General features: G+C 56.4%; 18 protein-coding genes. 13 read left to right on the top strand and 5 right to left on the bottom strand.

Annotation, left to right across the window (positions count from 1 at the left end; genetic code table 11):
* The first annotated feature begins 16 nt into the window (after positions 1–16).
* Complete coding sequence (locus tag DFP98_RS37825; protein WP_116065842.1) at positions 17–958, top strand: DMT family transporter; 942 nt, start codon at positions 17–19, stop codon at positions 956–958.
* 346 nt (positions 959–1,304) lie between these two features.
* Here the strand turns inward: DFP98_RS37825 and DFP98_RS37830 are convergent, their stop codons facing one another.
* From DFP98_RS37830 to DFP98_RS37840, 3 genes are all read right to left on the bottom strand, one after another.
* Positions 1,305–2,846, bottom strand: coding sequence for a M23/M56 family metallopeptidase (locus tag DFP98_RS37830; RefSeq protein WP_181918184.1), 1,542 nt, complete (start codon positions 2,844–2,846; stop codon positions 1,305–1,307).
* A 2-nt stretch (positions 2,847–2,848) separates the two neighbouring features.
* Positions 2,849–3,223, bottom strand: a complete 375-nt coding sequence (locus DFP98_RS37835) for a BlaI/MecI/CopY family transcriptional regulator (RefSeq protein ID WP_116065827.1) — start codon at positions 3,221–3,223, stop codon at positions 2,849–2,851.
* A gap of 101 nt (positions 3,224–3,324) precedes the next feature.
* Complete coding sequence (locus tag DFP98_RS37840) at positions 3,325–4,197, bottom strand: AraC family transcriptional regulator (RefSeq protein ID WP_116065828.1); 873 nt, start codon at positions 4,195–4,197, stop codon at positions 3,325–3,327.
* A gap of 147 nt (positions 4,198–4,344) precedes the next feature.
* Between DFP98_RS37840 and melA the strand changes: the two genes are divergently transcribed.
* From melA to DFP98_RS37855, 3 genes are all read left to right on the top strand, one after another.
* The gene (gene melA, locus DFP98_RS37845; RefSeq protein WP_116065829.1) at positions 4,345–5,646 is read left to right on the top strand and encodes an alpha-glucosidase/alpha-galactosidase; all 1,302 of its coding nucleotides are present in this window, start codon (positions 4,345–4,347) and stop codon (positions 5,644–5,646) included.
* A gap of 300 nt (positions 5,647–5,946) precedes the next feature.
* Positions 5,947–6,300 (top strand): hypothetical protein, encoded by a 354-nt coding sequence (locus tag DFP98_RS37850; protein ID WP_116065830.1) that lies wholly within the window; start codon positions 5,947–5,949, stop codon positions 6,298–6,300.
* 135 nt (positions 6,301–6,435) lie between these two features.
* Positions 6,436–8,733 carry a glycosyl hydrolase gene (locus DFP98_RS37855; protein ID WP_116065831.1) on the top strand — a complete coding sequence of 766 codons (2,298 nt, stop codon included), beginning with the start codon at positions 6,436–6,438 and terminating at the stop codon, positions 8,731–8,733.
* 48 nt (positions 8,734–8,781) lie between these two features.
* Here the strand turns inward: DFP98_RS37855 and DFP98_RS37860 are convergent, their stop codons facing one another.
* A complete protein-coding gene (locus DFP98_RS37860; protein WP_116065832.1) occupies positions 8,782–9,558 on the bottom strand; it encodes an AraC family transcriptional regulator in 777 nt (258 codons plus the stop codon).
* A 379-nt stretch (positions 9,559–9,937) separates the two neighbouring features.
* Here DFP98_RS37860 and DFP98_RS37865 point away from each other — a divergent pair, with 379 nt between their 5' ends.
* From DFP98_RS37865 to DFP98_RS37890, 6 genes are all read left to right on the top strand, one after another.
* Positions 9,938–10,867 (top strand): nucleoside hydrolase, encoded by a 930-nt coding sequence (locus tag DFP98_RS37865; RefSeq protein ID WP_181918186.1) that lies wholly within the window; start codon positions 9,938–9,940, stop codon positions 10,865–10,867.
* Positions 10,868–10,880: 13 nt separating this feature from the next.
* Positions 10,881–12,476 carry an ABC transporter substrate-binding protein gene (locus DFP98_RS37870; protein WP_116065834.1) on the top strand — a complete coding sequence of 532 codons (1,596 nt, stop codon included), beginning with the start codon at positions 10,881–10,883 and terminating at the stop codon, positions 12,474–12,476.
* A gap of 72 nt (positions 12,477–12,548) precedes the next feature.
* On the top strand, positions 12,549–13,007 hold the full coding sequence (locus tag DFP98_RS37875) for an Ig-like domain-containing protein (RefSeq protein WP_116065835.1): 459 nt from the start codon (positions 12,549–12,551) through the stop codon (positions 13,005–13,007).
* Between the two features lie 39 nt (positions 13,008–13,046).
* Positions 13,047–13,946, top strand: a complete 900-nt coding sequence (locus tag DFP98_RS37880; protein WP_181918187.1) for a carbohydrate ABC transporter permease — start codon at positions 13,047–13,049, stop codon at positions 13,944–13,946.
* A 13-nt stretch (positions 13,947–13,959) separates the two neighbouring features.
* Complete coding sequence (locus DFP98_RS37885) at positions 13,960–14,787, top strand: carbohydrate ABC transporter permease (RefSeq protein WP_116065837.1); 828 nt, start codon at positions 13,960–13,962, stop codon at positions 14,785–14,787.
* 37 nt (positions 14,788–14,824) lie between these two features.
* Positions 14,825–18,313, top strand: coding sequence for a glycosyl hydrolase (locus tag DFP98_RS37890; RefSeq protein WP_116065838.1), 3,489 nt, complete (start codon positions 14,825–14,827; stop codon positions 18,311–18,313).
* Positions 18,314–18,478: 165 nt separating this feature from the next.
* Here the strand turns inward: DFP98_RS37890 and DFP98_RS37895 are convergent, their stop codons facing one another.
* Positions 18,479–19,252, bottom strand: coding sequence for a Crp/Fnr family transcriptional regulator (locus DFP98_RS37895; protein ID WP_181918188.1), 774 nt, complete (start codon positions 19,250–19,252; stop codon positions 18,479–18,481).
* A 332-nt stretch (positions 19,253–19,584) separates the two neighbouring features.
* Between DFP98_RS37895 and DFP98_RS37900 the strand changes: the two genes are divergently transcribed.
* From DFP98_RS37900 to DFP98_RS37910, 3 genes are read left to right on the top strand one after another with little or no spacing between them, the layout of a single operon-like run.
* Positions 19,585–20,013 (top strand): GAF domain-containing protein, encoded by a 429-nt coding sequence (locus DFP98_RS37900; protein WP_116065840.1) that lies wholly within the window; start codon positions 19,585–19,587, stop codon positions 20,011–20,013.
* A gap of 53 nt (positions 20,014–20,066) precedes the next feature.
* The gene (locus DFP98_RS37905; protein WP_116065841.1) at positions 20,067–20,726 is read left to right on the top strand and encodes a response regulator; all 660 of its coding nucleotides are present in this window, start codon (positions 20,067–20,069) and stop codon (positions 20,724–20,726) included.
* 43 nt (positions 20,727–20,769) lie between these two features.
* A complete protein-coding gene (locus DFP98_RS37910; RefSeq protein ID WP_116065843.1) occupies positions 20,770–21,780 on the top strand; it encodes a sensor histidine kinase in 1,011 nt (336 codons plus the stop codon).
* Positions 21,781–22,018: the final 238 nt, after the last annotated feature.

Consider the following 22,018-nt stretch of genomic DNA (forward strand, 5'->3'; position numbering starts at 1 on the left):
AGACGACTTGTACCAGATGAATAAAAATTTGAAGTATTATGCAGGGCTTATTGCGGTGGCTGCGATATGGGGAGCGAATTTCGGGGTTTCCCGGAACGCGCTCGAAACCTTCGAGCCGGTCCTGTTCACCTTTTTGCGGTTCGGCTTGGCTGTGCCGTTCTTTTTTCTGCTGTTGAAATGGAAGGAAGGCAGTGTCGGCCTGCCGTGGAAGGTCGTGCTTCAGCTCGCCGCGATCGGCTTGATTGGGGTGACGGGCCTGGAAATCGCCGTCATGTATTCGATCAAATATACGACGCTGGCGAACGCTTCGCTGCTGAACGTAGCTCCTTGGCCGATTTTCGCCGCATTATTCGCGCCGTTGTTCGTGAAGGAGAGCTTCACCCGGCGCTTGGCGGTCGGGGGAGCCGCGGCGATTGTCGGGGTCACCTTCATCATTCTGGGCGGCAAGGAAGGCTTTAACCTGTCCTCCGACCATATGATCGGCAACTTGCTTGCGTTTGGAGTCAGCGTGGTCGGCGCGTTGTTTAACCTAAGCTGCATGCCGCTGATGAAACGCTACTCTCCTTTGCGCGTAAGCGCATGGTTTATCCTGTTCGGCAGCCTGTTTATGCTTCCGTTTACGCTGGGAAGCTGGGGCAAGGTCGACTGGAGCGGGCTTGGAGCGGAGCATTATGCGACGCTGGTCTACAATGTGGTCGTTTGCACGATTGTTGCATTTGTCGTCTGGAATGCCAGCATGTTCAAGATCGGCGCGGCGCGCTCGAACTTCTTCCGATACGTCGTGCCCGCGACGGCTGTCGTGGCGGGGCTGTTGTTCTTCGACGAATCGATTTCAGGCTGGCAAATCGTCGGAGCGGTCTTCATGGCAGCCGGACTCGTGTGGATCAGCATGGAGAAGAAAAGCGAATCTGTCCGTGCGCCTATTCGAATGGAAACGAAAGAGGGCGCCGTTCCGTAAGCAGAGTTGCTTGAGCTGATCGTAGACAAAGTAGGGAGATGTACCTCCTTCCGACGCAAGACTCCTCGCATAGTAACGTTAAGCTGTTAAGCTTAGTCCGATTACTTTGCGGGGAGTTTAGAAGCGTGCTTATTCGTCCACCCCTGGCTCTGGCGGATCATTTAAGACCGCCATGCGTGCTTATTCGTCCATCTTTGGGTCCATCGGAGCGAATAAGACCGTACGCGTGCTTATTCGTCCATCTCCGGCTCTGGCGGATCGTTTAAGACCGCCACGCGTGCATATTCGCCCATCCCCGACTTCGGCGTTGAACCCTAGCAACTCTGCTTATCGGAAAGCTTCTTCGTTATTTCGTTTTAATAACGGTCACGGACAGGGGATCGACGTATTCTCCTTGCTTAAGAGCGGAGAAATGCAGATGAGGACCGGTAGATTGTCCGGTACTGCCCAACTGCCCGATCAGGTCTCCGCTTTTCACTTCGTCCCCGGCTTCGACGGCAAGCTTGTCCAGATGACGGTATTCCGTGCTCCATGCTTTATTGTGTTGAATGGTGACCGTTAAACCTTTGGCAGTATCGTATTCGGCTACAACCACTTTGCCGGAGCCGGCTGCGAAAATATCCGAACCGACTTTGCCGGCGATGTCGATGCCGTCGTGCAGCGTTTTTTCAGCTGTTACCGGGTGGATGCGGTTGCCGTAGCGCGAGCTGATTTTAGCGTCTTTGGGAAGCTTGAGCAGCAGTTTGATATCCGCTGCGCCATCGTCGTTCTGGACGACAGCCTCAACGACCGGCTGCTTTGTCGCCGGCCCTTTCTTGTCCGCCGCGAGGGCGGAAGGCAGCATTAAAGCACCGGCCAGAATGAATACGGCCGCCCCGACGATAGTAGCTCTTCTTCGCGCAGGTTTATAGTCTCGGATCATCTCGATTCTCCTCACGATCATTTTTTTACTTCCGAAGAAACCGACTCCCGATAATGCGACTTTTCTGGAAGCGCCAAGCTCTAGCAGCTTGATCATGCAGGACGCATAGACTTGCTTGGGCGCGATGCCGCTAAGCACCGTTGCGTCGCAGGAATTCTCCTGATGGCCGCGCATACTCTTTAGACCATACCACGCTAGCGGATTAAACCAATGCACGGAAACGAGCGAATACGCCAGCAGATTGACCCAAATATCCTTCCTCTTGTGATGAGTCAGCTCATGCCTGAAGATGCACTCCCATTCGGCTTCGCTCAGACGGCCGACCAAATCGTGCGGAATTAGCACAATAGGGGAAAATAGGCCGAAAAGAGCCGGACCGGACACCTGACGGGTAAGCCGAAGTTCGACGCGGGCATGGATGCCCAGCTTCGCGCGAATGCGCATGAAGCTTTTTACCAGCTCGCCAGGGGCGGTCCAGTCGCTTTCCCGTCTGAGCGCCCGAAGCATTGCGAGATGTCCAGCCAACGGGAACAGAAGAGCGACCGCGATCCCAGCCAACCATACGGCCACCGCGATTTGCAGGCTAGAGCTATTCGTCGCCCAACTGCCGTCCCTCGCGGGTTTTATCATATTGGACAACGCTCCGTTGTCTACGCGTCCCGGCTCAGAGGTCGCTTCCCTTCCGACCGGCAAGCTCTCGTCGCCATAAGGCGCGACTGTCTCGAAAGCCGGCATTCTAGCTTCGACCGCATCGGGCAAGGGGAACCAGCGCAGCTGACTCCCTACATCTCCGGGCAGCAGCGGGATCAGCAGCTTCGCGAGCAGCAGGAACCACAGGGCGTAGCTCCAGAGCGGCGGCAGCGTCTTGCGGCCAAGCCGCAGCGTCAACGCGATCAGAAGCGCGAGCGCCGCGGCTTCCGCCGAGCCGACCAGCGTTTGCCCGAACAGTCGGACTGCAGCCTCCATCGTCATTTCTCCTTTTCGCGAAGCAAATCTTTCAATTCCTTGATGTCTTCGGGCGTGAGCTTCTCGGATTCCAGGAAATGCACCATCATCGGTTTAAGCGCGCCTCCGTAAATTCGGTCGAGGAAGGAGCGGCTTGCTTCGCGAACGCATTCTTCCTCGTTCACTAGCGGGAAGTAAGTATATTCCCGCCCTTCCTTATGAAAATCGAGAGCGCCTTTCTGAACAAGCCGGCCAATAAGCGTCTTGATCGTCTTCGGTTTCCAGGCTTTCGTTCCGCTTAAGCGGGCGATGATGTCGGCGGCCGTCAATGGCGACGATTGCCATACGATTCGCATAATATCCCATTCCGCGTCCGAAATAGGAGGTGATTCGGGCATGTCGGTTCCTCCGTTCATTTTTAGTGCCGGCAAAGAAAACGCAATGGATTACACTTGTAGTCTACACACAAAGATTACATTTGTAATCCGTCTGTGTCAAGTCACTCGCCGCCATCCGCCGAAACCTTGCGAAGCTGTTTGCGATATTCCGTAGGGGAGAAGCCGCTCCAGGCATGGAACTTCTTGGAGAAATAAAGCGCGTCCCCGTAACCGACGGACGAAGCGACCTGCTCGATCGTCATCGACGAAGCGAGCAGCAGCTCGGCTCGCTGCATGCGAATTTGCAGCAGGTACTGCATCGGCGACATGCCGGTCGCTTGCTTGAACAGCTTGCATAGATGGGTGCGATGGTAGCCGAACATGCTCGCCATATGCGAGACGGAAATCGGCTGGGCGAACTGCAGCGTCAAGTATTGCAGCGCCTGCTTGACGGCGTGATCCGAGTCCGCCGGCGCGGGAGCCGCAAGGCGCTTTTTGGCGCGGGCGGCGCCAAGCTGATGCAGCAGGAGGCGAAGCCAGCCTTCGGCTTCCAGGTTGGATAGCTCCGGGCTAAGCGAAGTATCGAAGCAGCGGCGAAGCTGCGCGTAGGCGTTGCGAACGTGCGGATTTAAGCTGCCGGGGACGACCGGGGATTCCGGGGAGACGCCGATCGCCTCCAAGGCGGCAGCTGCTCCGGGACCGTTGAAGGCGAACCAGGCGTAACGCCATGGCGACGCTTCATCCGCCTGATACCAGAACAGCTCGTCGGGAAAGATGACGAAGGAATCGCCCGCACCGCAGCGGTAGGAGGTTCCTCTGATCATAAAGTCGCCGTATCCGGACAGCACAGTATGAATCAAGTAATAATCGTGGATAGTCGGTCCCATTTTATGCAGCGATATCGGTTGAGCTTCGCCGCTGAACAGCACGGTCAGCTCGGCTGCGGAAGGGGAAGGATTAAAGGCGACGGAATAATCGTCATGATCGGGATTCAACGGGAATCACCTGCCAGGGCTTTTCCTTAACTATAGCAAACAAACGACAAATGTCCATATAGATGCGCGATGACTCCATACTCTTATGGGGGCGCTTGCATTACATTGGGAGTAGCCAATCATCTTATTCAACCGGAGGTTACGAACTTGTCTAAAATTACTTTTATCGGCGCAGGAAGTACGGTTTTCGCCAAAAACGTGCTCGGAGACGTCATGCATACGCCAGCTCTTCAAGGCTTCGAGATTGCTCTTTACGACATCGATCCCGTTCGTCTGAAGGACTCGGAGAACATTCTCAATAACATCAAAAAGACATCCGGAAGCACCTGCGTCATTAAGTCCTACAGCGATCGCAAAGAGGCGCTCCGCGGATCGAAATACGTCGTTAACGCGATTCAAGTCGGCGGCTACGATCCTTGTACGATTACCGACTTCGAGGTGCCGAAGAAATACGGTCTGCGCCAGACGATCGCGGACACGGTCGGCATCGGCGGCATTTTCCGCAACCTGCGCACGATTCCGGTTATGCTCGATTTTGCCAAGGACATTCGCGAGGTTTGCCCGGACGCTCTGTTCTTGAACTATACGAACCCGATGGCTGTGCTGACGAACGTCATGAACACCTATGGCGGCGTAAACACGGTCGGTCTGTGCCACAGCGTGCAAGTGTGCGTTAAAGATTTGTTCCAAAATCTCGGCATGGACACGACGGGCGTCAAATCGAAGATTGCCGGCATCAACCACATGGCTTGGCTGCTTGAGGTGTCCAAGGACGGCGTCGACCTGTATCCGGAGATCAAACGTCGCGCGATCGAGAAGCAGAAGGAGAAGCACCACGACATGGTTCGCCTCGAGCTGATGCTGAAATTCGGCTACTATATCACGGAATCGTCCGAGCACAATGCTGAATATCACCCGTACTTCATCAAGCGCAATTACCCGGAGCTGATCGAACGCTTCAACATTCCGCTTGACGAGTATCCGCGCCGCTGCGTCGAGCAGATCGCCAACTGGGAGAAAATGCGCGGCGAGCTCCTGGGCGATGCGAGCCTCACGCACGAACGCTCGCACGAATATGCTTCCTACATTCTGGAAGCGATCGAGACGAACGTGCCGTTCAAGATCGGCGGCAACGTTATGAACACTGGCGGGTTGATCTCCAACCTGCCGCGCGAAGCTTGCGTAGAAGTGCCTTGTCTCGTTGATCGCTCCGGCGTTAATCCGACTTACATCGGCAACCTGCCGCCGCAACTCGCTGCGCTTAACCGCACGAACATCAACACCCAGCTGTTGACGATCGAAGCCGCGATCACCGGCAAGAGAGAGCATGTGTACCACGCGGCCATGCTGGATCCGCATACGTCCGCGGAGCTGTCGCTGGACGACATCGTTTCCTTGTGCGACGATCTGATCGAAGCGCATGGCGACTGGCTTCCGAAGTTCGCGTGAATGGCCTGATCGTCCGTAAGGACAAGGATGAGGCAGCGGGAAGGTAAATTCGAGGATTTACAGATCTGAAACGTGAGCCTATAGAAGCATAGATTTCGGGGAAGCCCCTCATCGAAGCCGGACACTTTAAGTGCTGCGCTTGGATGGGGGGCTTTTTGTTGAGTTGAGGTTTAGGACTTAGGATACTTTCCCCAGGAATGAAATGTAAGTAAAATAGGGCGGAATTCAAGTGGAAATCGCCAAGTGAATGTAAATGAAATCTTTTAGTTCTAATATGCCGAGAAAAAGGAGCTATGTCGTATGGGAGTTTCTGTGTATTACACGTGTGTGAGAGACCGCAGCCTCACCAACAGTGAGGAGCAAGAGGTAACGGCCGTCATTGATAACTACAACGCAGGTTTTGAAATGAAGGATATTGGAGAAGAATTTTGTGTTTACGACTATGACCCGGATGAACCGACTGTGATCTTTGCAGGTTCGACGAAGCTGCCCTTGTCGGATAATTTTGAAGATACATTGCATGCGCTGTTTTATTGGTTGGGCTGTTTGACGGATATTAGAAGATGTATTTCTGACGGGGATTGGCATGTGCATCTGGACGATACGGATGCCGTCTGGGATGAGGAAACGGGCTGGCACATGCCGGAAGATTAGAATCGGCTGGACAGCCCCTTCGTTTTGTGATCCGTTATCCCCAATTCGTGCAAAAGAGCAGCCGAATGCGCGTAGGAACCGTTCCCCGGCCGGTGCTAGAATGTTAGCCATACAAGCGACAGGGGAGTTGCGGTTATGGACAAAAGGAAAGCATTGGCGACGGGCTGCGCGGCGTTGGCCGTTGCGGCCGTAGTGACGGCGGGAGCCGTAAAATGGGTGAAAACGGAGGGAGCAGGCGGCAAGGAGGCCGGAACGGGAAACGTATCGTACGAGGCGCGGGCGTTAGGCTCGAAGACGTTCGACGAGGAGGCGTTCCGCGATCCGGACGTGAAATACCGTCCGCTGCGCATTCTGCATGAAAGCGTACATTCGGGCGTGATAAAGAAGCTGAAGGATCTCGGGTACGGGGGCTTGGTTACGAATGTGGAGTACAAGCCGTTCTCGATGTACTTGCAGGCGCCGGACTACTGGAGAATGCTCAAGCAGAACGTATCGTACGCCATCGATACACTGGGGCTGCGTGTGTGGCTGTACGACGAATTGGGGTGGCCGAGCGGCGCCGCAGGCGGACTCGTGCTTAAGGAGCGGCCCGACCTTGAGGCCCAGGGATTGGCCGTCGTCACAGAAGAGACGAAGGGCGGAGGGGAGATTGAGATCGTTCATCCGCAGGGTCACGGCAGCGTCGTATCTGCCGTCGCTTACCGGGGGACGGAGAGTACGTTTGAGCCGGAAAGCCTCGTCGATCTGACCGCTTCTCTGGACGAGGGAGGAAGCTTAAAGTGGAAGCCGGCCGACGATGAGAGCTGGGTCGTATTTTATTTTGTTCAGAAGCCTTTTTACGAGGGCACCCATGCCGCATTCAACTGGTTCGAGCAGCGACGCTATCCGAATCTGCTGGAGGAAGAGACCGCCGCCAAGTTTGTCGAGGTCACGCACGAACAATACCGCAGGGAGGTCGGCGAATATTTCGGCAGCGGCATCGAGGCCTTTTTCACCGATGAGCCTTCTCTGCTCGGTACCTACTTCACTGACGAGCCGCCCGTCAAACCGGTGACGAAAGACGAACCCGATCCGGACTTTCCGCTGCTGCTGACGCTGAATTGGGGGAATCGGCTGGCCGAACAATTCCGGGAGCGCCGAGGCTACGATTTGCTTCTCAATCTACCGCTGCTCGTTACCGGTGACGGTGAGAAGGCGCTTAGAACGCGTTGGGATTATTATCGCACGCTGTCGGAGACGTTGGGGGACAGCTACTTCGGGACGCTGGAGAAGTTCGGGGACGACTACGGCGTCGCTTCGTCCGGGCATCTGCTGCTGGAGGAGAACTTGTACCATCAAGCCGTATTCGAAGGCGACCTGATCCAGCTATACCGCCGAATGCACATCCCCGGCATCGATATGCTGACCTCGTACCCGGAGCAGGCCAAGGATTGGGGCGTCACCGTCGCCAAGCTGGCCAGCTCCGCGGCTTCGCTGTACGGACGGGAGCGCGTCATGAGCGAAATTTCGAGCGCATTCGACGCCGAGGACGGAGGTCTGCGGGGACGACTGGGCGCCGCGGCGGTGCAGTATGCTTACGGTGTCGATACGTTTAATTCGTATTATCGGCACGAGACGATGAGCGACGAGGATAATCGCGCCTTCACCGACTACCTTGGACGAATCGGATATATGCTGGACGGGGGAGCGTCGGACGCGAAGCTGGCCGTCTATTACCCGATCGAAAGCGTATGGGCGCGGACGCTGCCGCCGATGACGCTGCATGCGAAGGACTTCGCGCGCGAAGCGGTGGCGCTGAGCGATAATTTCAAGCAGGTGTCCCTGAAGCTGGTAGAGCGGCAAGCGGACTTCGACTACATCGATTCCACCGCCCTGCTCGAGAGCAAGGCGGACAAGAGCGGTTGGATCGTTCCCGGGGGCAAACGTTACGAGGCGCTGCTTATCCCGAGCATCGACGTTCTGGATACGGAGGCGATGGATCGGCTGGAGGAGATCGCGGATGCCGGCACGACGCTGATCGTACAGGGAGACGGCCCTTCCGTGGCGGAGACCGGCGCCGACAGCGGCAAGCTTGTCGAACGCTTCCGCAGGCTGCTCCAGCGGGACAACGTGCGCCGCGCGAACGGAGCGGACGAGGCGGCGGAGGCGGCCAGCCGCGCCTTCGCGCCCGCAATAGAGCTGAGCTCAGCCGAACCGTCGATCGTGGCGCGAACGCAGCGCTTCGCCGATTCGTCCGCTTTTCTGTTTGTGAACACTTCGCGCGAAAGCCGCTCCTTCCAAGCGCTTATGGCTGCAACGGGCCAGCGCGTTCGTCTGTGGAATCCGGAAACGGGCGAGATTCGCGAGCTGTCGCACGAGACCGAAGGAAGTCGGATAAGCGCAGAGCTGACGATGGAGGGATGGCAGGCGGTCGTCGTTACCGTGGAGCCTTAAACGGACAAGACCTAAATAGGCAAGGAGACCGGAATTCGGCCTCCTTGCCTATTCGGGCTGCGCCCGTAACGTCCGAACGAGCCGCTCTCCCGTAAGGCGATATTCGCTCGGAGTCCTTCCGGTGAGCCTGCGGAACATGCTGGAAAATTGCGAGCTGGTGGAGAAGCCGCATTCCTGGGAGATCGTGCTCAGCGTCATGTCCGTGGAGACGATCAGCCGTTTGGCGTAGTCGATTCGTTTGTCGATAATGTAGTTCATCGGCGACAGCCCGGTCCGTTCCTTAAACATGTGCCGGAAATGGTCGTAGCTGTATCCGGACACCTTGGCGAGCGCGGGCAGATTGATGTTCTGGTTGAAGTTCTCGAGAATGAAGTTTTCGATATAGCGGAAAGAGTCGGAAGCCGAGCTGAGCGAGCGGGTGCGCTCGAACTCGATCAGAAATTCGCTGAGCAGCAGGTCCAGCTTCAGGTTGTAGTGGAGCCGCTTGCTTAGCAGCTCTTGCTTCATGCGCTTGACGATCTGCAAGAGCTGGCAGGAGCGGTCCGGATACACGCCGTTTTGTACGTCAATCACTTCGGTATCGTTTAACGTAAAGCCGATGCAGAAAAGCTCCGTTCCGGTGTCGTGCGTTTCGCTGTGGTACGTGTCGGGCCGGATCAGACTGAACATGTTGTCGGCATATTCGTATTCCTTGCCTCCGATGTTCGTCGTGCCGCTGCCGCTGATGTAATAGACCAGCTCGTAGCATTTGTGATGATGGCTCAGAATCTGGGTGTCGGGCTTATGCACATAGAAAAAAATGAATTCCAACTGGTGGGCGAACATAGGGAAGCACCTCGCTGTATCGCATCTTAATCACCATATCGAACAAATCGATCGTAGCAGAGCATTTTCGTATTGTCAAAATGTGCAAGGGTTTTGCGGGGCGGAGAAAAAGATAAGCGCCAATTTCGAATAAGCATTAGCCATATCGTGATAGCCTGAGAGAATGGGGATATGCTACTTTGAGATTGTCGACACGATCAGATGCGGATGGTGAGGCCGTAAGGGCTTCGTCCGGCGCAAAGGAGGAATTGAGAGAGAGAACGTGTGCTTGAAGAGCAGCAGACGGAGAAGGGACAAGGTCAGGCTCGATTAGAAGCCGATGAAAAATCGTCAGGCAAGACAACATTGCGGAAAACGAATAGCATTCGGAGGTAGTACAATGGCAAACCCAGCGGATTCCCGCTTAAGAGTCATCATCGACACGGATATCGGAGACGACATCGACGACGCGTTCGCGCTTTATCTGGCCGTCCGATCGCCGGAACTGGACGTAGCGGGAGTTACGACCGTATTCAAAAATACGAGAGCGAGAGCGCAGATTGCCGGGCGACTGCTGCGCCTTGCAGGCAGGGACGACATTCCGGTCGTGCCGGGGGCGAGCCGGCCAATCGTTAACGACAAGGTGTACGGCCGATCGATTCCCTACGAGGAGAAGCCTCCCCAGTACTTGGCGGAAATGGAGGGCGAGCCGATCGACGATACGATGACCGCGGCTCAATTTATCGTTCGAACGGTCAAGCGGTCGGAATCCAAAATCACGCTCATTACGCTAGGGGCTCTAACGAACATCGCGACGGCGCTTATGTACGAGCCGGCCATCGCCGATAACATCGAGAAGATTGTCGTCATGGGGGGCGCTTACGATGTGAACCTGTCGGAGTACAATTACTCCTGCGACCCGGAGGCCGCTCAGGTCGTTCTGAATGCCGGAATTCGCACGATTGCGGTCGGACTGGACGTCACGTTCCGCTGCGAGCTGTCCGAGACGCAGGTGCAGGCGCTCCGCGCCAGCGAAGATCCCGTCGCTCAATTGATTATGCGGATGCGGGAGCATTGGAATTCCAATCATATTTACCTGCACGATCCGTTGGCCGTGGCAGTGTCCTACCGTCCGGAGTTCGTCTCGCTGCAGCAGCGGCGCATCGGCGTGGAGATTCGGGGCGAGTACACGAGAGGTCTCGTCGTAAACTTGTCCGATTTCAATTGGCAGCGGCAGGCCGCCGATTCGAGCGTCTGGGTATGCACGCAAGTCGACAGTCAGAGCTTTACCGATTTTTATATCAATCGAGTGCTGCAAATTCACACTTAGGGGGATTCAGAAAATGGTCATTCGCAAGCCGAATAAAGTAAGCGTTGCCATCTTGGGTGCTGCGTGTCTGGCATGGACGTTGACCGGCTGCTCGGGAACGAACGGAAACGCCGGGCCAAGCTCTCCGTCCGCGCCTTCGTCCTCACAGGCGAGCGTCGAACCTTCCGCCTCGCCTGAGGCGAGTGCAAGCGCAGGACCGAAGCAGATCGCCGAAGGACGTCCCGTCACCTTGTCCGTCGATCTGCACGGCTGGATGCCGACCCTGAATAAGGAGGCGACTCCGGAAAACCCGAACGTATTTCAGTCGACGCAGGTGATCGCCGACGAATTCATGAAGCTCCATCCGAACGTTACGATCGAATGGGCGCGTACGAAGCCGGTGGGCGGGCTGCAGAACGAGGTTGCGGAGTGGCTGACGACACAAGTGGCGGCTGGCACCGCTCCGGCGATTACATTTACGTGGGGCAACGCTTATCAAGAGCGGGGCTGGTACGAATCGCTGTCCGCCGATCTCGATACGCCGAACGAATACATGCCCGGCAACGAGAAATGGCGCGAGCTGTTCCCGGATTACCTGATGACTCACCGCGAGCTTGTGGACGCTCACCAGAACCTCGTGGCCATCCCGTTCGCGCTCTATTCCGGCCCTCCGACAGGCTACTATATCAACAAGGATCTGTTCGCCAAGTACGGCCTGCAGCCGCCCAAAACATGGGCCGAGCAGTTCGAGGTCGCGAAGACGTTTAAAGAGAACGGAATCATTCCGTTCGCGCCGTGGGGCTTCTTCAAAAAGATCGAGCTATCCCATTGGAACATCCAGTTCAGCGTCGGTCCGGCTTACGCGGGAGCGATTATGGACAAGACCGACTACAACAAGGACGGCCAGATCGAGCTGGCGGAAAATATTCGCGCTGTGAAGCAAGGGCTGTATAGCCCGCTGGAGCACGAATACGCCAAGGAAGTGTACACCGAGCTCAAAAAGTTCTATAAAGACTTCCTGTCTCCGGGTTGGCAGGATACCGATTACACGAAGCTGTGGAACGAGGGCAAGGTCGCGATGAAGGAGGAGGGCGTGTGGGCTCTCCCGGCGGAGAACGGCAATATGGAGCGCCAGTTCGAGTTCGGGCTAATTCCTCCGCCGCTCGTCACGGAGTTCGCAGCCAAGGACATTGAGCCGCTGAAAATCGAGTTCACCGAGAAGGGGCCGTTCCAGCCGGGACCGGACCTGTCGCTGAACGTTCTCAAGCCGGTCGTCGAGAACAATCCCGATCTGCGCGAGGCGGCCATCGCTTTCCTGAAGTTTCTGACGCTGCCGGAGAACGTGTCGATGGCCGTCGTCGAGCAGGGAGCGGCGCTCGGCGCGGTGCGCGGCTCGGAAATTCCTCCGCTGCTAAACGATTGGATGAACAATCAATTCCCGATCGTGCCGAAGGCCAACTGGCCCGGCGCATTCACCGACGAGCAAAGCGTGCTCATGCACAAGGAGTTCGAGCTGTGGGTGCTGGACAAGTCGAGCGACGAGACGTTCTTCAAGAAGATTAACGACATTCAGCAAAAAAGCGCCGACGCCGCGATCACGAACATGAAGATCGACACGGCAGGCTGGTAACCGGAAGACGGGGGACCGGGGAGCGGAAGCTGCCCTGTCCCCTCCTCCACGAGAACGGAAGCGGGGAAACGCATGAAAAAACTATGGATCTGGATCGCGGTCGTTCTGACCGTCGCCCTTCTTGTCGGTTTCGATTACTACCGTTCGACCGAATTCAAGTTGGAGATCGTCGAGCTGTCGCCGCAGCCGGCCCCGGCGGACGGTCAGTCTCCGGTAAAGCTCAAGGTTCGGCTGCTGGATGGCAAAGGCCTTCCCGTGGAGGGGCATATCCTGTTCGGACTGCCTCGCAACGGCGGGCTGTTCAGCTCGAACCGGATGCGCACGAACGCAGACGGGGAAGCGGAATATACCTATTATCCTTATAAGGCCAGCAAGCTTCAGCCGGTAAGGAAAGTCAAAATCGACATTATCGACGAGTCCAATTCGGTATTTATCGAGATCAATACAAAACTTACGGTAGAGCTCGATCTCGTTCAGCCCGAGCAGGAGACGAAAAGCGAGCACAGCCTGGACAACATCTTCGGCGAGTAGGACCGCGGACGTCTCCGCACGGAAAGGAAGGCTATGCCTATGAGAACGCTGTATGCGGAAATCTGGAAGAGCCGCAAAGCTTATTTGTTTCTGTCCCCGCTGTTTGTGGGGCTGCTTGTATTCTGCTATTTTCCTCCGCTTAGCGGGATCTATCATTCGTTCTTCGACTGGGACAGCGTGGGGAAAGCGGAGTTCATCGGATGGGGCAATTATCGGGAGCTGTTTCGCGACCAGGTGTTCCTGAACTCGATTCCGACCGCTTTTCTTATCCTGATTCCCCGCCTGCTGATCGGCATCGTCGTGCCGCTGATTATGGCGGAGATGATTTTTTCGGTGACGAAGAAAAAGATGCAGTCGATCTACCGCATTCTGATTTTACTGCCGATCGTCGCTCCCGGCGTCGTCAGCCTGCTGATTTGGAAGTTCATCTACGACCCGACCTCGGGTCTGGCGATCGGCCTGATGAAGGCGTTCGGCCTGGCCGAGCCCGATGCGGTCATCCACTGGCTCGGCGATCCCGGACTGGTCATCCTGAGCATTGTGTTCATGGGTTTTCCCTGGATCGGCGGCACAAGCGTACTGATCTATATGGCCGGCCTGATGAACATCTCAACAGAGGTGATCGAATCGGCGCAATTGGACGGGGCGAGCGTCTGGAGGCGGATTTGGTCGATCGACATCCCGCATGTGATGGGACAAATTCGGTTTTTTCTTATTTTCGGCATCATCTCCGGACTTCAGGACTTCGGCATTCAGATCGTGCTGACCAGCGGCGGTCCCGGCTACTCTACCTATGTGCCGGGTTACTACATGTATATTGAAGCTTTTACCGCCGGAAGGATGGGCTACGCGTCGACGATCGGCACGGTTATGTTCGCCGCAATTTTCTTGCTCAGCCTGCTGGCGTTCCGGATGATGAAGTCGGATTCGAATACGTAAGGGGAGCGAACGCATGCCGATAGCCAGACATTTATCGCAGGCGGTGCTGCATACGATCGTCATCATTCTGATCGCGATTATGCTGTACCCTCTGCTGCTCACCTTGTGGGGGGCGTTCAAGACGGATTTGACGTTCATGACGAGTAAATGGTATCCGACGCTTCCGCTGCGCGTATCCAACTTTCGGACCGCGTTTCTCGGAACGTGGAGGTATTTGTTGAATACGGTTCTGGTGGCGGGAGTCGGCACGACGCTGATGCTGGCGATCGCTTCGCTCGCCGCTTTTACATTCGCGCGTATGCGCTTTTTCGGGCGGAACGTGCTGTACTTCTCGGTCATTGCCCTGATGATGATTCCGGGCGTGCTTACGCTGGTGCCGGGCTATATGCTCTACAAGACGTTCGGATTGCTCGATACGTACGCGGTGCTTATTCTGCCCATTGCGACGGGTGGCCCGATCTTCGGAGTGTTTCTGCTTCGCTCGTTTTTCGAGGGAATTCCGAAGGATTTCTTCGAGGCGGCCCAGATGGACGGCGCGCACGATTTCAAGCTGTACTATAAAATCGCGCTTCCGTTGTGCGTGCCGATCATGGGGACGCTGGCCATCATGCAGATCGTAGGCGTTTGGAACGATTTTCTGTGGCCGATGATCACGATCAACGACTACAATCTGCTGACGATCGCGGCGGGACTGATCATTACGTTCACCGGACAGTATTCTACGAATCTGCCGGTCACGTTCGGCGGCTACGTGGTCGCTTCCCTGCCGCTCCTGCTGCTGTTCAGCTTTACGAATCGCTACTATATCCAAGGCTTGCTTTCCACTTCCATTAAGCTTTAGCGGCTTTCCCATTCTATATAGGAAAGAAGGGCTGGCAATGAGAGGATTAAAGCTTATGCTTGCGGTGTTGACGATCGCATCGTTTCTGCCGGTATTTCCGGCGGCCGCCGGTGCGAACGGATTATGCGACTGGACCGAGCTGGTCGGCCATGACACGAACGAACAGCCGAAGACGGGCGATCTGACATGCGATCAGGACGGCGTATCGTTCTCGGGAGAAACGAAGTATTACGTAGACGGGCAGGGAGGCGGAGCGTTCGGCGGCATCTACAACCGTCCCGTCAAGTCAAGCGACATCCGTGTGGAGCTGACGATCGAGGAGCTTGCCGACGGAGCGGTGGAGGACGCCTGGGTCAGCGTGAGCTTCCTGGATGCGAAGAAGTTTTTCAACATTTTTAATACGCTTGATCCCGGAGGCGTCGTGACGCTGCTTCGCAACGACGGAGGGATCGTAAGCGCCCAAGTGGACGGATACGCTCCGTTCGGCGCGACGAATCATCGGACGCTATTGAATAAAACGACAGGCGTTGCCGTTGGCCAGAAGCTTGAGCTGCGGTTGAAGCGGGATTTCGCGGGGCGCTGGCATTACAGCGTCAACGGCGTTCGCTTCGACGGCAGCGGCGAGCTCGTCGATCTGCCGGCCAGTCTGTTTGCCGGCAAGGACGTCTATGTTGTTGTCGGCGTCCACAACGTGAATGGGCATGAGACGTCGTTCCGGGTAAGTCGGATTTCCAGCGGCGCGCAGTACGAACCGGAGACGGACGGACAGAAGGTATTTAACGAGAGGATCTTCGCCAATCCGCCGCTGCAATATCGGCCGCTGCGCATTATCCACGATAACCTGACGACTTCGATGATCGACGATCTGAAGAATTTGGGCTACGGAGGCATCGTGACGAATGTGCCGTATTCCGACTACCTGGAGTCGGAGACGAACTGGAACACGCTTGTCGATAACGTCGAATACGCCATCGACGAGGCCGGGCTCCGAATGTGGATTTATGACGAGGAGGGTTATCCGAGCGGGGGAGCGGGCGGCATCGTGCTGCGTGAGCGCCCGGATCTGGAAGCGCAGGGACTGGCGACGATCGTCCGGGAGACGTCGGGCAGCGAAACGATCACCATCCCTCATCCGACCGGACACGGCGAGGTAGTGCTGGCGGCTGCTTATGAGGGAACAAGGGATAATTTCTCCGCCGCGACGATGACCGATCTACGTCCGTTTCTCGACGCGGGAGGCAGCTTGAACTGGAGCGCTCCCGCCGGCGATCGCGTCGTTTTTTACATGGTTCAAAAGCCGTTCTATGAAGGCTCGCATGCCGCCAACAACTGGTTCGAGCAGCGCAGATACGTCAACCTGTTGGAAAAGGAGGCGGCGGAAACGTTTGTCGACTGGACGCACGAGCAGTATTTTGAGCGTCTGGGCTCCTATTTCGGCAACGGAATCGAAGCCTTTTTCACCGACGAGCCTTCCCTGCTCGGCACCTATCTGGATCCGCCGCCGGTTACGCCGCTTGTCCGCGACGTGCCCGATCCGAACGTGCCGCTGCTGCCTTCCCTGAACTGGGGCAACGCGCTGCTGGACGATTTCGAGCTGAAGCGCGGTTATGATTTGTATCCGTTCTTGCCGTATTTGGCAGGCGGGGACGACGCTCAGGCGAAGCAGGTTCGCTGGGACTTTTATCGGACGCTGTCGGAGCTGCTGGAGGACAATTACTTCGGCACGCTGCAAGGCTTCTGCACGGACAAGGGCGTCGCCTGCACCGGCCACCTTCTGCTGGAGGAGGATTTGTTCCACCACGCCGTATTCGAAGGCAACCTGATGTCGATTTATAGGCGAATGGACTATCCGGGTATCGATCTGCTGACCGCTTACCCCTGGATCGCCAAGGTGTGGGGCGTTACGACGGCGAAGCTGGCCAGCTCCGTCGCCAAGCACGAGGGTAAGCCGCATGTGCACAGCGAAATCTCGAACGCTTTCGACGGCTCGGAGGCGGGCATAACCGGCCGGCTCGGCTCGATTGCCGTTCAGTTCGCGTACGGCGTCGACACGTTTACCTCGTATTATGTGCACACCCAGATGTCGAATGCGGATAACCGGCTGTTCACCGATTATGTCGGTCGGCTCGGCTACTTGCTGGACGGAGGCAAATCGGTCGCCGAGACCGCGCTGTATTATCCGATCGAGAGCGTGTGGGCCCATACGCTCCCGCCGCAGTCGATTCATGCGGAGGATTTCGCACCGGGAGCGGTGGATGTTAGCGAGAGCCTGAAGCAGACGGCGCTCCAGCTTGTCGGAAGTCAGCTCGACTTCGATTATGTAGATGAAGAGAGCGTGCTGGAGGCGGGCACGGCGGAAGGCAAGCTGGTTACCGCTGACGGTTCGGCTTACCGGACGCTGGTCGTTCCCCGCGTGTCTGTCATGAGCGAATCGGCACTGGACAAGCTGGAGACGCTGGCGGATGCGGGCGTAGCCATCGTTATGCTGGACAGCGGAAACGTCATTGGCGAGCGGGGAACGACAGCCGGAGACATCCAGGATGCGTACGACGGACTTCTCGCGCATCCGAACGTGACTTCGGTTGTAGGAGAGTCCGCGATTCCGGCTGCGGTGAAGGCGGCGATCGAGCCCGACTTCGCGCTCGATCAGCCCGATTCGGCCATCATCTACCGCAAACAGAAGATCGGGGACTCCTACGCTTATTTAATTGTCAACACGTCGGAAAATCCGGCCCAGTTCGAGGCCAGCTTTAACGTTTCCCTGGAACGGGCGCGGATCTGGGACCCGCTCACGGGCAGCGTCGTGCCGTTGCCGCTCAAGACGAAGAACGGTCGTCTGACTGCCGATCTCACGTTCGCGGGACGCCAGGGCATGGTCGTCACGTTCGAGCCGGAAGCCGCGGATTGGACGATTCTAGGCGGGCAGGATGCCGGCGGAGCGGTTCGGGACGGAGCAGTGGCTAACTCGGGCGGCGGGCTGACGTTTGTCGGAGACGCCAAGTATTATGTAGACGGGCAGGGAGGCGGAGCGTTCGGCGGGATCTTCAACCGCCCTGTCTATGCGGACGACATCGAGGTGGAGATGGAGATTGGCGAGTTAGCCGATGAAGCGCTGCAGGATGCCTGGGTAAGCTTGAGCTTTCTGGACGGCAAGAAATTTTTCAACATTTTCAATACGCTTGATCCCGGAGGCGTCGTGACGCTGCTTCGCAACGACGGCGGAGTCTTGAAGGCTCAGGTGGACGGATATGCCGATTTCGGCGGAGGATCGATGCAGCGGACGCTCATGGTCAAGACGTTGGACGCCGATGTCGGCGAGGCTTTCGCTATCCGCTTAAAACGGGACGCGGTCAGCGGCAAGTGGGGCTATTATGTTAACGGAACGAGGCTGGATACCGGCGGCGAGCTCGACGATCTGCCGGGCGGATTGTTCGACGGCAAGAACGTTTACGTCGTCGTAGGCCTGCATAACGCAAACGGCGGGCTGACGTCGTTCACGGTGAAACGGATTTCGTCCGGCGAGTAAATTGTTGTATAGAAACCGCTAAGGCATGCGTCTCCTTTTCTCGAAGGAGGCCGCATGCCTTGTTTATTCGTTAAATGTTGAACCCAGAGATACACCGAAGGACAACCGAATGAAATGGAGAAAGGGAATGTCCCTCGCCTTCAAGGGTTCAACCTACATACCTTTTTATATTCGGCAAATCTCTTCAGGGCAAGTCGGGCACGTATTGCAGCGGCAGATATTTTGCAGCGCGCCGAGACTGCGGATGATGATTTTGCCGTAGCGGAAATCGAGAATGTCCTTTTCTTTGAATTCGTTCAGCATCCGATTGACGCTTTCGCGCGTCGCCCCGATAAAATCGGCCAGCTCCGCGTGGGTCAGCTTCATATCGATACGGATTCCGTACGGTTCCATAACGCCGAACGAATTGCTGAGGCGAATCAAGGTCGAAGCCAGTGCCCCCGGCTTGCCGAAGAGCAGCAGATCGCGGAATTTCGATTGCGTAACCCGGTGGTTGTAAGCCATCCATGCCATAAATCCGAACGCTAGCTCGCCGTCCTGACGCATGGCGGCCTCGAGATCCTGCCGATGGATGACGCCGATCTCGGCGTTGTCCGTCACTTCGGCGGTAAAAGCGTATTGGAGGCTCATATGTCCTGCCGCGAATTCGCAGATCATATCTCCGGCCTTAAGGATCGACAGAATGTACTCCTTGCCGTCTTCCGTCGATTTGCGCAGTTTGACTCTTCCGCTGCGAACGTAGTAAGCGTGATCCGCTTCGTCGCCTTCCCAGAACAGGAATCCGCCAGCGGGGACCCGGATGGGAACCATGATGCTTTCCAGAAGCGCGAACTGCTTAGGCTCGCAGAAGTTTGCGATCCCCATATGACCGGGGCATGCCCTCGTCCCTGTCCCCGTCCGTTCATTTGTCATCGCAATTGCCAGCCCATTGCTGCCCATCGCTGCCATCTCCCCTCGTTCTGTTACCTCTATCGTACCTCGTGCAGGAAATGAATGTTATCCGGGAATACGCTGAATTGCATAAAGGGAATTCCCCTATTTTTCTGTGAGGAAAATCACATTTGGCGTAAAAAAACGCGCAAAATATGCGCCGAAGCTTCGTTAAATCATGAATTCAGGTAGCGCAGACGGGGCGGAAAGGCGGGAAATCGGGCGGCTGAGGCAAAGATGGGGGATTCTCCCGCGCTCTTTCAGGGGATTCCCTGACTTACAAGCAGGGGCAGGCTAGTTACAATAGAAGATGAGTGAGGATCCGAACGGAGGAATGCCGCATGGGAACGAGGGATATACAGATTCAGGGAGTGCTCGAAGGGGTAAGGGGAGCGTTGGACAGCGATCTGGCGGCACTCGCCGTTATTGATCGGAGGGAACGAAGCGCCCGTTGGAGATGGGCGTCCGGCAACTTAAACAATCGCTATTCTTACATTAGCATAGGGTACGGACAAGGGATTGAAGGCGAGGTTATCAAAGTGGGACGCGGGCTCGTCTGGGACAGCGGCAACGCCAAGAAGCGCGCCGATTCGATTCTGTTGACGGAGGGGCTGCAATCCGCGTACGCCGCCCCCATTATGGCGGGATCGGACATCGTCGGCATATTGCTGGCGGGAAATCGGACGAAGAGAGCGTACGGCCAGCCTGAACGCGAAACCGTGACGAAAGTCGCCGCCGAGATAGCCGAATGGTTTCAGGATTTGTTATGATAGCGGTATAAAAGTTTGTATATAAAGTCCGATTTTGATCAGGAGGCGGGGGAATGATCCGAATTTTGCTGGTCGACGATCATGCCGTCGTTCGATCCGGCCTGGCGATGCTGCTTAGCGCCAAGGAGGATATGGAAGTGGTAGGGGAAGCGGCCGAAGGCGAAGAAGCGATTGCCAAAGCGCTGGAGTGCCGCCCCGACGTCGTGCTGATGGATCTGAGCATGCCGCACGGCAAGGACGGGCTGAGCACGACCGCCGAGCTGAAGAAGGTGCTTCCGAGCGCGGCCGTATTGATTTTGACGATGCATGACGACGAAGAATATTTGTTCCGGGCGATCCATCTGGGAGCTTCCGGTTACTTGCTCAAGAGCGCGCCGCATGAAGAGATGGTCAGCGCGATTCGCCATGTGGCGGAGGGCAATGCGTATTTGCACCCGACCGCGACCAAAAGGCTGATGAGCGAATATTTGGATAAGCTGAAGAACGGCGGAGGCGACGGGGGGGCGTACGAATCGTTGTCCGAGAGAGAACGGGAAATTCTCGCCAAAGTCGCGCAGGGCTACACAAACAAAGATATTGCCGAGCAGTTGATCATCAGCGTCAAAACGGTCGAGTCGCACAAGAGCAACTTGATGGATAAGCTTAATCTTAAAACGAGGCCCGATCTGGTCAAGTTCGCGATGAAGAAAGGACTGCTGAATTTTGACGCATGATTACGGAAAATACGGATGGACGGAAAACGGCTCGCACGAGATTATGCTTAAGCAGCTGTCCGATCTGAAGTACGCGCTGGACGAGGCGTCGATCGTCGCGATAACCGACCGTACGGGCAAAATCCAGTATGTCAACGACCGGTTCTGCGCCATCTCCGGCTATTCGCGCGAAGAATTGATGGGGCAGGATCATCGGATTATCAATTCGGGTCACCATGGCAAGGAGTTTATGAAAGAGCTGTGGCGTACGATCGGCTCGGGCAGCGTCTGGAAGGGCGAGATTAAAAACCGCGGCAAAAACGGAAACTACTATTGGGTCGACACGACGATCGTTCCTTTCCTGAATGCAGCGGGAAAGCCGTATCAATATTTGTCTATCCGTCATGAGGTGACGGCGCGCAGGCAAGCCGAGGAAGAGCTGCAGCTGCTGCTCTCGCAGATGATGCGCATTCAAGAAGAGGAAAGGCGGCGCTTCTCGCGCGATTTGCACGATGGAATCGGGCAAAGCCTGTTCTCTCTGCTTATTTCCGTCGATGCGGTTCTGTCTAGCGGCGCTTACGATCATTTGAACAAAGTGCGGGAGCAGATCGCGAACCTGATGGCGGACGTACGCGGGCTCGCCTGGGAGCTGAGGCCTTCCGTACTGGACGATCTAGGCGTCATCCCTGCGCTGCGCACGTATTTGGACACCTACTCCAAGCATTACGGCATTCAGGTCGCATTTTCCTCCAACTTGAAAAAGAGGCTGAACATTCAAGAGGAGACGACCATCTATCGCGTCATTCAGGAAGCTCTGACGAACGTCGGCCGTTATGCCGACGTATCGGAAGCGTCCGTCGACGTTCGGGATAACGACTCCCATGTTCAAGTGTCGATCGAGGACCAAGGCAAAGGCTTTGTTCGGGACGGCAGCAAGGAAGGCGTCGGTCTGTTCAGCATGGAAGAGCGGGCACGGGCGATTGGGAGCGAGCTTCACATTCATTCCGTTCCGGGCCAAGGCACGCGCGTCTCGCTTATCATTCCGCAGCAGCAAAGCGGGGAGTCTATCCCGTAAGCCAAACAAGTTGCTGTGAGAGGTAATCGGCGAACAAGGCGCAGGGGGGATTCTCCATCGACTCGGGGGCGTCTAAATAAGCCCGTCCCGCGTACTTATTCGTCCGGAAACACCCCGGGCAGAGCGAATAGGACCGTCCCGCGGTTACTACTTACGTCTCCCTGAAATCCTAGGGAGATGTTTTCTGCTTTAAAGGGTTTTCGGTATGTGATGTAGAAGTATTCTCCAATCAGATTTT

The organism is Cohnella phaseoli, from assembly GCF_003386235.1.
Classification (GTDB): domain Bacteria; phylum Bacillota; class Bacilli; order Paenibacillales; family Paenibacillaceae; genus Cohnella; species Cohnella phaseoli.